The organism is Chryseobacterium sp. S0630 (assembly GCF_024158915.1).
GTDB lineage: Bacteria > Bacteroidota > Bacteroidia > Flavobacteriales > Weeksellaceae > Chryseobacterium.
On the sequence record NZ_JAMZGF010000044.1, the window covers coordinates 1 to 14,111 of the forward strand.

At 35.1% G+C, this 14,111-nt stretch carries 12 protein-coding genes; 3 read left to right on the forward strand and 9 right to left on the reverse strand.

The genetic code is table 11. The annotated features are described in order from the left end of the window. Positions 1-673 precede the first annotated feature (673 nt). Positions 674-2,095: a hypothetical protein gene (locus NK356_RS17190; RefSeq protein ID WP_253317555.1), complete on the forward strand. Its 1,422-nt coding sequence runs from the start codon at positions 674-676 to the stop codon at positions 2,093-2,095. Positions 2,096-2,359: 264 nt separating this feature from the next. On the opposite strand, the gene recA is transcribed toward NK356_RS17190, so the two are convergent. Both recA and NK356_RS17200 read right to left on the reverse strand, forming a co-directional pair. After that, positions 2,360-3,361 carry a recombinase RecA gene (gene recA, locus NK356_RS17195; RefSeq protein ID WP_034694853.1) on the reverse strand — a complete coding sequence of 334 codons (1,002 nt, stop codon included), beginning with the start codon at positions 3,359-3,361 and terminating at the stop codon, positions 2,360-2,362. Between the two features lie 478 nt (positions 3,362-3,839). Further along, positions 3,840-5,030: an oxygenase MpaB family protein gene (locus NK356_RS17200; protein WP_253317556.1), complete on the reverse strand. Its 1,191-nt coding sequence runs from the start codon at positions 5,028-5,030 to the stop codon at positions 3,840-3,842. Positions 5,031-5,261: 231 nt separating this feature from the next. Here NK356_RS17200 and NK356_RS17205 point away from each other — a divergent pair, with 231 nt between their 5' ends. Beyond that, positions 5,262-6,086: a hypothetical protein gene (locus tag NK356_RS17205; protein ID WP_253317557.1), complete on the forward strand. Its 825-nt coding sequence runs from the start codon at positions 5,262-5,264 to the stop codon at positions 6,084-6,086. Between the two features lie 123 nt (positions 6,087-6,209). On the opposite strand, the gene NK356_RS17210 is transcribed toward NK356_RS17205, so the two are convergent. The 5 genes from NK356_RS17210 to NK356_RS17230 form a co-directional block, all read right to left on the reverse strand. Further along, positions 6,210-6,836: a hypothetical protein gene (locus tag NK356_RS17210; protein ID WP_034694856.1), complete on the reverse strand. Its 627-nt coding sequence runs from the start codon at positions 6,834-6,836 to the stop codon at positions 6,210-6,212. Between the two features lie 87 nt (positions 6,837-6,923). Continuing rightward, the gene (gap, locus tag NK356_RS17215; protein WP_034694859.1) at positions 6,924-7,928 is read right to left on the reverse strand and encodes a type I glyceraldehyde-3-phosphate dehydrogenase; all 1,005 of its coding nucleotides are present in this window, start codon (positions 7,926-7,928) and stop codon (positions 6,924-6,926) included. A 32-nt stretch (positions 7,929-7,960) separates the two neighbouring features. Next, positions 7,961-8,947 (reverse strand): 6-phosphofructokinase, encoded by a 987-nt coding sequence (gene pfkA, locus NK356_RS17220; protein WP_034694860.1) that lies wholly within the window; start codon positions 8,945-8,947, stop codon positions 7,961-7,963. Between the two features lie 83 nt (positions 8,948-9,030). Next, on the reverse strand, positions 9,031-9,909 hold the full coding sequence (locus tag NK356_RS17225) for a DUF4846 domain-containing protein (RefSeq protein ID WP_034694862.1): 879 nt from the start codon (positions 9,907-9,909) through the stop codon (positions 9,031-9,033). A 62-nt stretch (positions 9,910-9,971) separates the two neighbouring features. Beyond that, positions 9,972-10,322 (reverse strand): helix-turn-helix domain-containing protein, encoded by a 351-nt coding sequence (locus NK356_RS17230; RefSeq protein ID WP_253317558.1) that lies wholly within the window; start codon positions 10,320-10,322, stop codon positions 9,972-9,974. A 94-nt stretch (positions 10,323-10,416) separates the two neighbouring features. Between NK356_RS17230 and NK356_RS17235 the strand changes: the two genes are divergently transcribed. Then, positions 10,417-11,217, forward strand: a complete 801-nt coding sequence (locus NK356_RS17235) for a DNA alkylation repair protein (protein ID WP_253317559.1) — start codon at positions 10,417-10,419, stop codon at positions 11,215-11,217. Positions 11,218-11,640: 423 nt separating this feature from the next. On the opposite strand, the gene NK356_RS17240 is transcribed toward NK356_RS17235, so the two are convergent. Continuing rightward, complete coding sequence (locus NK356_RS17240; protein ID WP_253317560.1) at positions 11,641-12,399, reverse strand: TIGR03915 family putative DNA repair protein; 759 nt, start codon at positions 12,397-12,399, stop codon at positions 11,641-11,643. Positions 12,400-12,827: 428 nt separating this feature from the next. Then, positions 12,828-14,087: a putative DNA modification/repair radical SAM protein gene (locus tag NK356_RS17245; protein ID WP_034694868.1), complete on the reverse strand. Its 1,260-nt coding sequence runs from the start codon at positions 14,085-14,087 to the stop codon at positions 12,828-12,830. Positions 14,088-14,111 lie beyond the last annotated feature (24 nt).

A 14,111-nucleotide genomic window follows, 5' to 3' on the forward strand; every position in this document is an offset into this window, starting at 1 on the left:
CTCACGATTAGAATGTAAGAGATAAGTTCTGCAAAGTTCTATAATACATTATTATAAGGACTGGAATATAAGTGATTCACAATCAGTATGTACGGGTATTCGTGCATACTGATTTTTTTTAAGTGGAAATACATTATTAAATACATTTCAGGAAAAAATGTTTTTTTGTTCGATCCAAAAAAAAGATATTTCGACTGAAGTGGATTTTATATGAAATACATAATTAGAATTAAACTATTAATTATAAGGTTAATCTAAAATTTTTTCATAGCCATACATTCCATACCCAACCGATACTATATTTTGTTGTATTAGTACTTTTACAACAGCCATCATATACGTACAGCTACTTGAAGTAATGAAATAAGAATTAGCTGGGCGTGCTCTATTTCCAATAAATAGTCCATTTGTACTTCCTTTATATCATGAAAAAATTAACGAGAGAAGAAGAGCTACTTTGGGGTAAGTTTCCGATCATTATTAAACAGGTTTGATACCACTTTGAGTAGCTGGATCGGATTCAATTATTTGGCATTTTAAGAAATTTCACAAAAGAAAGTCAAGATGACTTCATTATAAAAACAATGAAGAAGAAACTGACACAATGGCATTTTTTTTATGTTGGGTCTGTTGAGCACTTTTATTATATTTACCGCCAATTATAAATAACAGTATGGGAATCTTTGATTTTTTTAAGAAGAAAAATAACAGTCAGGAAAATGTAAGTACTCCGGTTCAGGAAATGGAAATGCCGGAGGAAAAAGTAGCAGAGGAAGTTGTGGAAACAATGCCGGAAATTCCTTCACAAACGATAGAAGAACCGAAGGTAAACGAGGAGTACGAAAAAATCAGGGTTTATAATGATTACATCGTGTATTCTATAGCCCTTCAGCTAAGAGGGGAGTATACACCTATTTCAGCCTTTGAAAAAGAAAATGGTGTGGTAGAAGGTTTTGCTTATATGGTAACAGAAGATGCTTATGCACTTCCTCCGCAGCAGGCGATTGCACAAATGGAAGAAAAATTTGAAAAAGAACTTCAGGAAGGTAAAATCAAGTCTTATATGATTTTGTATCACTCTCAGTTTGATGATAATGATAATCATAATCCGGCCATTCAGGAAGGAGAATTCAAGGGAATTTCACTTGCTTATCACTTTGCTGGTGATGAAAAGAAGAAAACAGGGTTGCCTTATATTTTCGAAAACCAAAATATTACTTATAAAGGTTTTGCAGAGTTTTCTCATGAAGAAAATAATGCAATCATGAATCATCAGTTGATTGAGGGACAAAATTATTTCCAGAATACAGAAGGAATTGCAGCTCCTGAAATGACGAATGAAGCAGGAATCATCATCAGAAAATCGAATGTTCATAACATGATGAATACATGGAGTGGGATTTTTGGTCATCAGAATTTCCAGACTAAAGATTACGGTCAGTATCTGACCAATGTTTTATTGCAGTCTACGGTTTCTGATCCGGCTGGAGAAAATAAAAATAAAATCGAATTTGAAGATGTAAGATTTAAAACCATTGTTACAGATGAACTGAGTACAATAATTCCGGAAGTAAAAACGGATTATACTTTGGATTTTGAAACAAGATCAATCAGAGAATGGGAAAATGCATTGAATCTACAGGCGATTGTAGCAGGGCCTGCCAGAGAAACTTTTGGAATTTGGTTCTTTGCGACAGATTATGCTGAAAATAAAAATACATACATGACACAACCTCATCTGAAAGTAAATGTCAGCGGAATTGTGTTAATTCTTGATGTTCACACCAATACTGATTTACCAGATGGTACTAAAATGAGTGAAGATTTCACAACGTATGCACCAAGCCTGGATCTTCCTAACTATGCTTGTTTTGACTTTATCGGGCAGGTGGTAGATTTTAAGGAAACAGAACTGCTTGAAGATAGAAGTGTTAAAGGATATATTCTGAAGCTGAAGCTAATCACGAATGAAGAGAATGAAGATTTCTTCACCATTGATGCTTTTGTGAATAAAGAGAATATGAGATTTGAAACTCCAACAAAAGGAATGAAAGTGACTGGAGCACTTCAGTTGCAAGGTAAAATTGCTGAATAATTTTTTAAAATATAAAATCTCAAAGAGGTTGTTCTACGGAATGACCTCTTTTTTATTTTCTGATCCTTTATTTAAACGCATCGTTGATGGAGTTTTGTGGTAAATGATGCGTTTGCTTAGAAGAATCAATGAAATTTATTTCGCCCTTTGTCCCCGTAAAAATATTACAGCATATAGATGAAACCTTTGCGTTAAAAAATATCTGTATTTTAAAAACAAAAAAAGGCAATCCTAAGACTGCCTTTTCTATATTGTTCTGAAAAATTATTTGTTTTTCATTTCTTCCTTGATCTTACCTTCCAATTCTTCAGCAAGATCCGGGTTATCTCTTAAAACATCTTTTACAGCATCACGTCCCTGACCTAATTTAGTCTCTTCGTAGCTGAACCAAGATCCACTTTTCTTCACGATTCCCATATCTACAGCAGTATCAAGAATTTCTCCTACTTTAGAAACTCCTTCACCGTACATGATATCGAATTCTGCCTGCTTGAAAGGAGGTGCTACTTTGTTTTTCACAATCTTCACTTTCACACGGCTACCAATAGCTTCGTCACCTTGCTTGATAGGTGCGCTTGCTTTTCTGATATCAATTCTTACAGAAGCGTAGAACTTAAGAGCGTTACCTCCGGTAGTAGTTTCAGGGTTTCCGAACATTACACCAATTTTTTCTCTCAACTGGTTGATGAAAATTACGGTACATTTTGTTCTTGAAATAGTAGCTGTAAGCTTTCTTAATGCCTGAGACATTAATCTTGCATGAAGACCCATTTTGGAATCTCCCATTTCACCTTCAATCTCTGCTTTTGGTGTAAGAGCAGCAACAGAGTCAATTACAACGATATCAATAGCTCCTGAACGGATTAAGTTATCTGCAATCTCTAAAGCCTGCTCACCGTTGTCTGGCTGAGAAATGATCAGGTTTTCAAGATCAATTCCTAATTTCGCAGCATAAGTTCTGTCGAAAGCGTGCTCTGCATCAATGAATGCTGCAATACCACCTGCTTTTTGAGCTTCAGCAATAGCGTGAAGGGTCAATGTTGTTTTACCTGAAGATTCAGGACCATATATTTCAATGATTCTTCCTTTTGGATATCCGCCTATTCCTAAAGCAATATCTAAACCTAAAGAACCGGAAGGAATTACTTCTATGGTATTGTCTATAGATTCGTCACCTAAAGTCATTACCGTTCCCTTTCCATATGTTTTATCTAGCTTGTCAAGCACTAAAGCGAGTGCTTTTTTCTTATCATCAATGTTACTCATCTCTATTAATATAATTTCTCAAAAATACATAATTTAAATATTAAAAGCTAATATATTTTATTTCCTAAAGCTGTTTTTAGAGTTAAAAAATGATAAAATTTTAGGGCTGATCTTATTCATAACGAAGCAGATGTGGAATGTAGTATCTAAAGTATTTTTAAATATTTTTTACTTAAGTAAGATGAGTTGTTTTTGTTTGAAATCGCAAAGGCGCAATTCTTTTAGTATAGATTATGCTGTAAGGCGCAAAGATTTTATCGGAGATAAAATTGAATACTGTAAAATTATTTTATCTCTCGCTAATTTTGCTGATTAGGCAGATGCTAATAAAAATCTGCGTAATTAGCTTGATCTTCGAGAAAAATTTACTGAAGGTTTATAATTTCTCTAGCTGAGAATCTTTGATTTTCTTGCGCCTTAAAAGTTTTTGTAATGCATGAAATTTTTTTGCGTCTTTGCGATTTTTAACAGAGGTATTTTAATGGAAATTTGAATTTTTAGTGATGTTTAGATAATCTTCCAACACTTTCATCTGATCCTTATTTCCTCTTTGTATTCTCTTTTCACGACTGACCAGTTGATCATAAATTTTATTGAAAAGTATTTTCGATTTTGGAAACAGATTTCTGAAAGGAACTTCCGGAATTTGTAATCTTTTGCACACTTCGTCATCCAAAAGAAACCAGGTACAGCAGACGTGTAGATATTTCAAGTTTTTTCTTTGAAATTCATATTTTAAAATAGGATTTTCCAGTGATTCATCCAGGAGAGAGTGAGCCAGAAGAACAGAATCTTTATCCGAAGGTGGCTGAACCGAAGTCCATAAATAAAAATATTCCGTTGCCTGTTTTTTATCATCAGGAAGAAGCTGCTCCGGAATTCCCAAAAGATAACCTACGTATTTCCAAAGGTGGAAAATCCCTTGTTCCTCTTCAACAGAAAAACGATTTCCCAATTTCTGAAGACTATGAAGGAATACCAGACTGAACCCGATATACGTTGCCATCATATCCCATGAATTGATGGGCTCGCCCCAGTTTTTAGTGTCCCAGTCTTTATAATGTTTTTTAATGGAAAGTCTTGCATAGGAGTGGATCAAACGGGTTTTTATCGCAAACTCATATCCTTTTGCATGAATTTCCAATGCATTGTAGCGTGTAGCATTTACCCAGAAATCCAATGTTTCCGAAAGTCTTTTTACAGCTCCTTTCTTCAAAGCTTCTGTAACAATAAGCGGTTTGTTGAGGTAAGCATAATCATAACCGCCAATCAGACAATAATCTCTCAGCGAGATCAAAGAATCCAGATTACTTCTCATACAGAGTTCTGCACCGTTTTTAAGCAGATTATAATCCAGCCAGTCAGGAACTTTTTGAGTCTGACTGAACAGTTTTTTTACGCTTTCAGGAACATCATCAGTTTCCGAAACCCCATTTCTGATGTAGTGTTCAATTTCCCTTGAAGCCTCATGAAATTTTTTAGTGAAATAAACATCTTTTACCACCTCATCACCCGTTTCATCCACATGATGAAAATAGGGCGCAAACTTTTCAAATTTTTCAAAGTTCACCTCTGCTCCGGAAAATTCAATAAGCTGCTTTCCGTTGCCATGTTCCCAAAAGTCTCTGAAATGGGGAGCGTCTTTAAAACGGGGTTGTATCATGTTCATTCCTTTACCTATAAAAGTACAAGTTTTATGTTGAAATATTCTGGTGAGATTTGTCAGCTATCCATAAGACGTTCCGGGGTAAGAGTTTTAAAAATACCACAAACGGGTAATTTACTTGTGTTTATATAATTTGAAACTTTGTGTAAAACAGAACTAATAACCATGGAAGCTCAGATTTTAAAATGGCTTTCAAAATTTTAACTAAAGGATTAACCTAAAAAATATATGATCATGAAAACAAAAATTTTATTATTGTCACTGTTTTGTTCAGGATTGGCTTTTAGTCAAGTTATAATTACAGAAAAAAAAATTTTAATAAATACTGATTCGGATGCAAAATCATTTGAAACAGTTATTGAATATCTTAAGGAGGAACCTGATAAAAATAAGTATGATATTTTTGCAATAAATCCTAAAGGTTATAGTATTTCAATTAAAAAAGATGCTACTATGCAACCTGTATTACAAATTGATAAGACTCAGCCGAATAGTGAAAATATACTTGATAAAGAACACAAAATTGGAGAAATTACTTTTAAACGTAATACAGAATTGACAATTACAATTACTACTACTGATAAAGATCCAACAGAAAGAGTATACAAGGTAAAAACTCAGACTGATTGGAGGTGGACTACTACATTTGGTGCCAATGCCATTTTTTATACCAATCGTAATCAATTTATTTCACAGACTGACAATGGACTACAAAAAGTAACTGAGATCCATAGTAATAAAACGATGGAACTTATGCCTACAGTTATGTTTAATTTTATGGATTATCAGGATACTATTTCTTATGGATTTACAGGAGGTTTGGGAATTAATTTTGAAGAAATTGCTGTTTTTGCAGGTTTGTCTTTAGGAATAGGACAGAATATTATTTTGACAGGAGGTGTTGGTGTTCATAAACAGACTCTGCCTAATACCAATTACTTTGTAGGGCAAACAATTGATAGTTCTGTAACCAATGATAATTTAAATGAATCGCAATATCGTATTAACCCTTTTATTGGAATTTCTTTTCGATTAGATAAAAATCCATTTAAAAAATAAAAACTTAAAACCTTCCCATCGGGAAGGTTTTCTTATTATAAAGAAGCAGTGTGTACAAGCATATCCACTAACTTTCTTCTACTGAAAGTACATAAAATATTTTGAGTTCATTTCTGTATTCTATCAATATTTATCAGGTCCATGATAGCCAAATAATTCATATATATAAAAACCTAAAATCAAAGCATAGATTACAGATAATATGGTGATGATTGATACCGCAATATTATTTCTACTTTGTTTAGTGAAAAATTTTATAAAACCGTAAGAGATTATTCCCAGACCTATAGCAAAAATATAAAAGATGCGACCGGAATATATGATTTGTAACCCCCATAATATTCCACCAATAGTTCCACCGATAATTCCTCCTAAAATACTCCCAATGATTGTGCTGGGTTTAATTTCTAAATCCCTTTTTGTTGCTTCTATTTCTGTAGAAGTAGTTTCTATGATCTGTTGTATTTCATCTGAGGTTAATACTTCTGAGGTCAAAGCGTAATTGATATCATTTTTTGTCAGTCCGTTTAAATACAATTCTGTAGCATCATTCTTTATTCTTGATTTTTCCAATTCCTTCGCTACAGTTTTATCATACCGGACGGTTAAAGATTGTATTCCACCTTTCTTTTCTATAACAATATCTAAAGCTTGTTTGGCATCATTTGTATATCTGTTTTTATTTGAATATACTTCCATTAATTCTACATCAGAATATTGAGAATATCTTTCAATAAGTTCATTGAGCATGGTGTAAATTTTGGGAGTTAATTTAAACAAAAAAACCTTCCCATCGGGAAGGTTTTATATTACTTATTGCTTATCGCTCATTATTGATTATAAAGAAGCAGCGTGTACAAGCATATCTACTAACTTGTTAGAGTAACCCATCTCGTTGTCATACCAGGAAACAAGTTTCACGAAGTTAGGAGAAAGCATGATACCAGCATCTTTATCGAAGATAGAAGTTCTCTTATCTCCTACGAAGTCCTGAGATACTACAGCCTCTTCAGTATATCCTAGGATACCTTTCAATTCACCTTCAGAAGCAGCTTTGATTACTGAACAGATTTCTTCATAAGAAGCAGCCTTTTCAATTCTCACAGTTAAATCTACTACAGAAACGTCAACAGTTGGTACTCTGAAAGACATACCTGTTAATTTTCCGTTTAGTGAAGGGATTACTTTTCCTACTGCTTTAGCAGCACCTGTAGAAGAAGGGATGATGTTGTTCAGAGCAGCTCTACCACCTCTCCAGTCTTTCATTGAAGGACCGTCAACAGTTTTCTGAGTAGCTGTTGTAGCGTGTACAGTGGTCATTAAACCTTCTACGATTCCGAAGTTATCGTGGATTACTTTAGCTAAAGGAGCTAAACAGTTTGTAGTACAAGAAGCGTTTGATAAGATTTTGATATCATCAGTAAGTTCCTTGTGGTTTACACCCATTACGAACATTGGAGTATCATCTTTAGAAGGAGCAGAAAGGATTACTTTCTTTGCACCTGCAGTAATGTGTTTTGCAGCGCTTTCTTTATCTAAGAATAAACCAGTAGATTCTACTACGTAATCTGCACCGATTTCATTCCACTTTAGGTTGCTTGGATCTTTTTCAGCAGTTACTCTGATTCTTTTCCCGTTTACTACAAGATCATTTCCTTCTACAGAAACTTCACCTGGGAAAATACCGTGTACAGAGTCATATTTTAACATGTAAGCCATGTATTCTGCATTGATTAGGTCATTGATTCCTACAACTTCAATGTTGTCTCTTTCAGTCATTGCTCTGAAAACAAGACGTCCAATTCTACCAAAACCGTTGATACCTACTTTAATTGTTGACATAATAGTTTGTTTTTATTAGATTATAAAAATAATTAGATTGCTAAAATTTCTGAAATCAGTAAAAGATCTTTATTAATTTCGTTATGTTTTTTAATGGCTTCTTCTATTGGTGTATACGTAAGATCGTTGGAACGCATTCCTGCCATTACATTGGTTTGTCCTTCCATAAGTCCCGTTACGGCACCATAGCCCAGTCTGCTTGCCAAAACTCTGTCTGCACAGCTTGGAGAACCTCCTCTCTGCATATGTCCCAAAATGGCGACACGAATATCGTAATCCGGGAATGTCTGTTTTGTCTTCTCTGCAAGCTCGTAAACGTTGGCCAGTTTTTCACCTTCTGCTACTACAACGATACTGGATGATTTTCCTGTTTTTTCAGCATTTCTGAATTTTGTAAAAAGCTCATCAATACTGTCTTTCTTTTCAGGAATTAAAATATCCAGAGCTCCTGCAGCCAACCCACTGTTTAATGCAATAAAACCAGCATCACGCCCCATTACTTCCACAAAGAAAACTCTGTTGTGGGAAGTGGCCGTGTCACGGATTTTATCAATAGCATCCATGGCAGTATTCAACGCAGTGTCATACCCGATGGTATTATCAGTTCCAAAAATATCGTTATCGATCGTTCCCGGGATACCGATTACTCTGATTCCGAATTCTTCATTAAAGATTTTTGCACCGGTAAAAGTTCCGTCTCCTCCAATACATACCAATCCGTCTATTCCAAGTTTTACGCAGTTGTCGTACGCTTTCTGACGGCCTTCTTTTGTTCTGAACTCAGCGGATCTGGCAGATTTTAGAATGGTTCCACCCTGGTTGATTATATTTTTTACGGAACGGGCTCCCATTTTCAGGAAATCATCGTTGATAAGGCCGTTGTAGCCTTCTCTCACTCCGTAGCATTCGATATCATAGTAATTGGCGGTTCTTACTACCGCTCTTAATGCCGCATTCATACCCGGAGAGTCACCCCCTGAAGTAAGAACTGCAATCTTTTTTACAGCACTCTCTTTCATCAAGTAAAAAATTTCGAACACAAATTTACAAAAACAAGTTCAGATTATCGTAGTAAGTTTCCAATAGTTTTGAATATAAATTATTAAAAGCTTCTGAAGTTTGTAGGTTTAAAAAAATATCGTGCAGTTTTCGTTTCCTCGGTCTGGATATCAAGGTCGTACCACGGCGTAAAATAGGGATTAAATGGGTTGGAGAGTACATGCACAGACTGAGCGGGCGTGAAACCTTCACTTAATAAGAACAGTCTTTTGCCTTCAGGATTTTTGCAGACTCCGGAAATAAAAACAATATGCCCCGGGCTGCCTGGCGTGATGAGAATATCTCCCGTTTTCAGATCAGAGTTTTTTGTGACCGGCTTGGTTTCTTTGTTTAATGAAATTGTTCCGGCATAATTAAAAATCAGATCCAGATAATTCCTGAAACTCTGGTAAGAATCATCAAAAGCAGCTGTTTTTCTGAAACTGACTGAGTTTCCATTCACAAAGGCTCTCGTTCCGTTTTTATAATCGTTCCAGCTGAGAAGATCACCGCTTGTAAAATGAAATTTTATTTCGTCAAATTTTTTCGCCTTATAAAGATATTCAGCTCTCATACGGATTACAGCATCAGCACATTGCTGCAGGTCTTTATTGCCGGTATCAATATCAAAAACAGCTTCATGAAGATGCTGGGTAGAAATAGGAGTTCCGTCATATTTTACAATCTGACTGCCATAAGGTTTAAGTTTGAAGTTTTCAATAAAATATCCGAAAGAACCTGGTTTTTCTTCCATCCACTCATAGCCTTCCGGAGGTGAAAACCTTTCCCTGATTGTATTTTTATCTTTATTGATTTTTAAAGCATTTTCTGCAATTAAATGTTCGTTCTTATCTGGCTCGGCCAATAGACGGTCAGATATTTTTTCTTTTGTACAGCCTGTGAGAATGAATAATGCTGTGATTCCGGTGATAACTCTTTTCATGTGTTTTAGTGAACACAAATATCATTTTTTTTCACCTATCTGCCAATATATTATATGAAAACTTATGGGTTCAATACCTCATCTTTTTCAGGAATCAGTAATTTTCCCCAATCATTCAATTGCCAGAGGATTTTTACCAGCTTTTCACCAAGTTCCGTCAAAGTGTATTCAACCCTTGGAGGAAGTTCATTGAAAGACTGTTTCGTTAAAATACCGTCTTCCACCATTTCACTCAACTGCTGATTAAGAACTCTTCGGTCCACTTTAGCAATACCACGCAGAAATTCACTGGGACGTTTTTTTCCTTCATTCATCTGCCAAACGATAGGAATTTTCCATTTTCCACTGATGGTATTGACTGCGACTTCCAACGGACAAATTTTATTTTCTTCAGCTCTTTCTTTTGTTTCCATAAAATTGACTTTTTTATCCCTATGGGTGAAAAATATGCGGTATTGTTTTTCTCCGCCCACTTTCAGACTTTTGTAAAGGTAATCATTAAATAGTATGACAGAAAAACGAAAAGGAGCCCGCTCCATCAAAGATATTCCACCAGATATTCTGGAACAGCTGAACAGAGGTGAAATTGAAACCGCTAATCTTACAGAATGGCTGGCAGTAGATCAAAGGCTGTTATTGGAAAATCTGCTTCTGCAGAATGATCGTATAGAATATTTGAAACCTGTTTTAGATAATGTGAATCAACTGAAGAAACAAACTGTCAATTCTATTAATGAAACAATTGGGGTTGGGCTTCTTAATCTGGCTGTGAAAAATAAGGATGATGAATTTCTTTTGAAATTGTCAGTTCATCCGGCAGATCTTGTACGTTGCTGGGCAGCTTATACCATTGGAAGAAATAACGATTTACAACTTAAAGAAAAATTAGACAGAATCCAGTCATTCGCTTCTGACTCTCATTTTGGAGTGAGGGAAATCTGCTGGATGACGGTGCGTCCGGATATCTCCAAAAACCTGGAAGAAAGTTTATCTATTTTATCAAAGTGGACAACACATGACAATGAGAACGTGAGACGTTTTGCCAGTGAATCCACAAGACCGAGAGGTGTTTGGTGCGAACATATTGATATTTTAAAACAAAATCCGGGACTTGGACTGGAAATTCTGGAACCATTACGATCTGATTCCTCCAGATATGTGCAGGATAGTGTAGGCAACTGGCTGAATGATGCGAGTAAATCACAACCCGAATTTGTAGTAGAAATCTGCGATGAATGGCTTCGGGAAAGTCCGACAAGAGAAACACAGTATATTGTAAAGAAAGCTCTGCGAACCCTTAAAAAGTAAAAGTTATCCACAAAACTAAAATGTTGATGTAATTATTAACTCCGTATACCGCAGATTTTCATGTTTTTAAATGATATTTTGAAACCCTTTATTCTCATTGGGTAGGTTATTTTCTACTCAATTTTCTTAAAAAAATGACATTGAAAAAATTCCAATATTAACGGAATGTTAACTGTAAAAAGTTATCCACAATATGAATTTTCGATGAATGTGGATTATATCTTTCATAAAATGAGCTGATTAAATGATGCGCTTGAAAAAAGGACTTGAAATCACATGTTTTTTGATCAAAATAAAAAGTTATCCACAATATGGAATTATTGATTCAATGTTGGACTGATGTATCATAGAATATCAGGATCGTTCTATTATAAAAATCTGCATTATCTGCTCAATCAGCGGGAAATAATATTGAGAGCGCAGCTACCATTTTTCAGTCAGATATTTCCAGTATCTTTTCGGAACATGCTGAATATGGAGTTTCATATTTTTTCTTTCTACAATATTGGTTTTCGTGAAATAGCGCTGCCAAAGTACCTGATAACTTTTTTCCTCATCATGAAATTTTTGCTGATAATTATGGAGATCAATCTTTTCATCAGGATAAAAGAATTCGCAGCTATCAAGGTCATAGAGAAGTCCATAGTTTCTTCGAATGTCATAGATCATCCATTTCTGGTCCTGATATCGGTCTTTAAAATGTTTTCTGATTAAAGGAAGAACATTGAAATCGGGATCTATTTTGGAGAAAAAAACACCATCCTGCATTTTTTCAAAGCGGACAAAAGCAGTCATCCTATGCCTTTCTCTGTCCACGGATTTGCAGATTTTTGAAATTTTCAAAACGTCATTATCGGCAAAGTTTTCAAGAATATTATTTTCAGGATTTTTCACAGACTGCCTTACCACAGATAAGATGAGGTTTTCAAGCTCCGGTTCTTCAGATAAAAAAACTTTTAAAAGTTTGTAAACACCTTGTTTACCGATATTCTGTTCCAGTTTATTCAGAACTCTTTCAGATTTGTCAGTTTGGGTAATAACTTCATGAATCTCCGCAAAAATATTTTCCTGATGAAACCTTTCTCTGCTTTTAATCTCCACCTCTTTATATCGGTATTCGAAAACTTCAAATACCGCAGTGAAAATACCGTCGAAACTGCCATCGTAGAGTAGGGTTGTCATGTGTTGAGTTTAATAATTTAAAGTTCAGTTGGGATGTCATTCTGAGCAAAATAAGATGAAGTGAAAAATCTGGTTAATTGAAGAGATTCTTCCTTCGTCAGAATGACAGTTCAGTTGGGATGTCATTCTGAGCAAAATAAGATGAAGTGAAAAATCTGATTGATTGAAGAGATTCTTCCTTCGTCAGAATGACAAATGTGCTGTTAGATCGAAGTAATACATTAGTGGCCATTTGTGAAAATATTGATGTCATTTGTGTTTATTGAAACTGTTCAAAAAATATTACAACCATTAAGAAGGATTTAAGAAATAAAGTATAGTTAAGATGAATCATTCTGATTTTTAAGCTTAAAGCGAAGCTCATCTTAATACTCTTAACACCTTAATAGAATCTTAATGTTTCAAAAAAATAAACATTTAACAGATCATTAAAATAAAGTCAGCTGTTGCGAAAACTGGTTATGGAATTTGGATGAACTTCCCCCTATCAGCAGCTTTCTGAAGTTTTTATCCGTTAAATATTTCAGATAAGCATTACCAGCATTAAAATCAATAAAATATTTTGCCCGGTTGACAGCCGCACCCAGTTTCTTCAAATGATCCATTGTTAAGATCTGAAAACGTCTTGCACTGACAATCTTTTGAGCCGTTTTTACTCCAATTCCGGGAATTCTTAGAATCAACTGGTATTCTGCAGTCTGCAGGTTAATGGGAAACTGGTCAAGATTTCGCAATGCCCAACTTAATTTCGGATCTACTTCCAGATCAAGGAAAGGAACACGTGGATCTAAAATTTCTTCTGCTTTAAAACCATAAAATCTCATCAGCCAATCCGACTGATACAATCGGTTTTCCCGAAGCATAGGAACTTCCGTCGTTAAAGAAGGCAGTCTCTGATCTTCCAAAACCGGAACATATCCGGAATAATACACCCTTTTCAGATTAAAGTTTTTATAAAAATGATCGGCAACTTTGATAATTTGTAAGTCGTTTTCATTGGTTGCCCCTACAATCATCTGGGTAGATTGTCCGGCCGGAGCAAACTTGGGAACTTTCTTCAGAATTTTCTTTTCATCCTTATATTGAATAATTCCTTTTTGGATATACCGCATTGGGCTGATCATATCCTGTCTGTTTTTTTCAGGTGCCAGTAATTTTAATCCGCTTTCGGTAGGAATTTCAATATTTACGGATAAACGGTCTGCATACAAAGCCGCTTCCTGCATCAGATCATCACTTGCCCCGGGAATGGATTTTAAATGAATATACCCATTAAAGTTTTCTTCCAGACGTAACTTTTTGGCAACTCTTACCAATCTTTCCATTGTAGTGTCGGCATTTTTGAATATTCCCGAGCTCAGAAATAAGCCTTCAATATAATTTCTTCGATAAAAATTGATGGTAAGATCTACCACTTCTTCTACCGTAAATGCTGCTCTTTTGATATCATTGGAACTTCTGGAAACACAGTAAGCACAATCATAAATACAATGATTGGTCAAGAGAATTTTAAGCAAAGAAACACATCTGCCGTCTTCTGTATAGGTATGACAAATTCCACTTGCGGAACTGTCTCCTAAAGCTCCTTTTTTATTCTTTCTCGTGCCTCCGCTTGATGAACAGGAAACATCATATTTCGCTGCATCAGCAAGGATTTCAAGCTTTTCTTTAAGGCGGTCAAAATTCATATTTTAAAAGGATTGATCTGTTTT

What these genes read in the sequence shown, in the direction of transcription:
- NK356_RS17190 (WP_253317555.1), top strand. Translation starts at nt 674, where the DNA reads ATGGGAATCTTTGATTTTTTTAAGAAGAAAAATAACAGTCAGGAAAAT.
- recA (WP_034694853.1), bottom strand. Translation starts at nt 3,361, where the DNA reads ATGAGTAACATTGATGATAAGAAAAAAGCACTCGCTTTAGTGCTTGAC.
- NK356_RS17200 (WP_253317556.1), bottom strand. Translation starts at nt 5,030, where the DNA reads ATGAACATGATACAACCCCGTTTTAAAGACGCTCCCCATTTCAGAGAC.
- NK356_RS17205 (WP_253317557.1), top strand. Translation starts at nt 5,262, where the DNA reads ATGAAAACAAAAATTTTATTATTGTCACTGTTTTGTTCAGGATTGGCT.
- NK356_RS17210 (WP_034694856.1), bottom strand. Translation starts at nt 6,836, where the DNA reads ATGCTCAATGAACTTATTGAAAGATATTCTCAATATTCTGATGTAGAA.
- gap (WP_034694859.1), bottom strand. Translation starts at nt 7,928, where the DNA reads ATGTCAACAATTAAAGTAGGTATCAACGGTTTTGGTAGAATTGGACGT.
- pfkA (WP_034694860.1), bottom strand. Translation starts at nt 8,947, where the DNA reads ATGAAAGAGAGTGCTGTAAAAAAGATTGCAGTTCTTACTTCAGGGGGT.
- NK356_RS17225 (WP_034694862.1), bottom strand. Translation starts at nt 9,909, where the DNA reads ATGAAAAGAGTTATCACCGGAATCACAGCATTATTCATTCTCACAGGC.
- NK356_RS17230 (WP_253317558.1), bottom strand. Translation starts at nt 10,322, where the DNA reads ATGGAAACAAAAGAAAGAGCTGAAGAAAATAAAATTTGTCCGTTGGAA.
- NK356_RS17235 (WP_253317559.1), top strand. Translation starts at nt 10,417, where the DNA reads ATGACAGAAAAACGAAAAGGAGCCCGCTCCATCAAAGATATTCCACCA.
- NK356_RS17240 (WP_253317560.1), bottom strand. Translation starts at nt 12,399, where the DNA reads ATGACAACCCTACTCTACGATGGCAGTTTCGACGGTATTTTCACTGCG.
- NK356_RS17245 (WP_034694868.1), bottom strand. Translation starts at nt 14,087, where the DNA reads ATGAATTTTGACCGCCTTAAAGAAAAGCTTGAAATCCTTGCTGATGCA.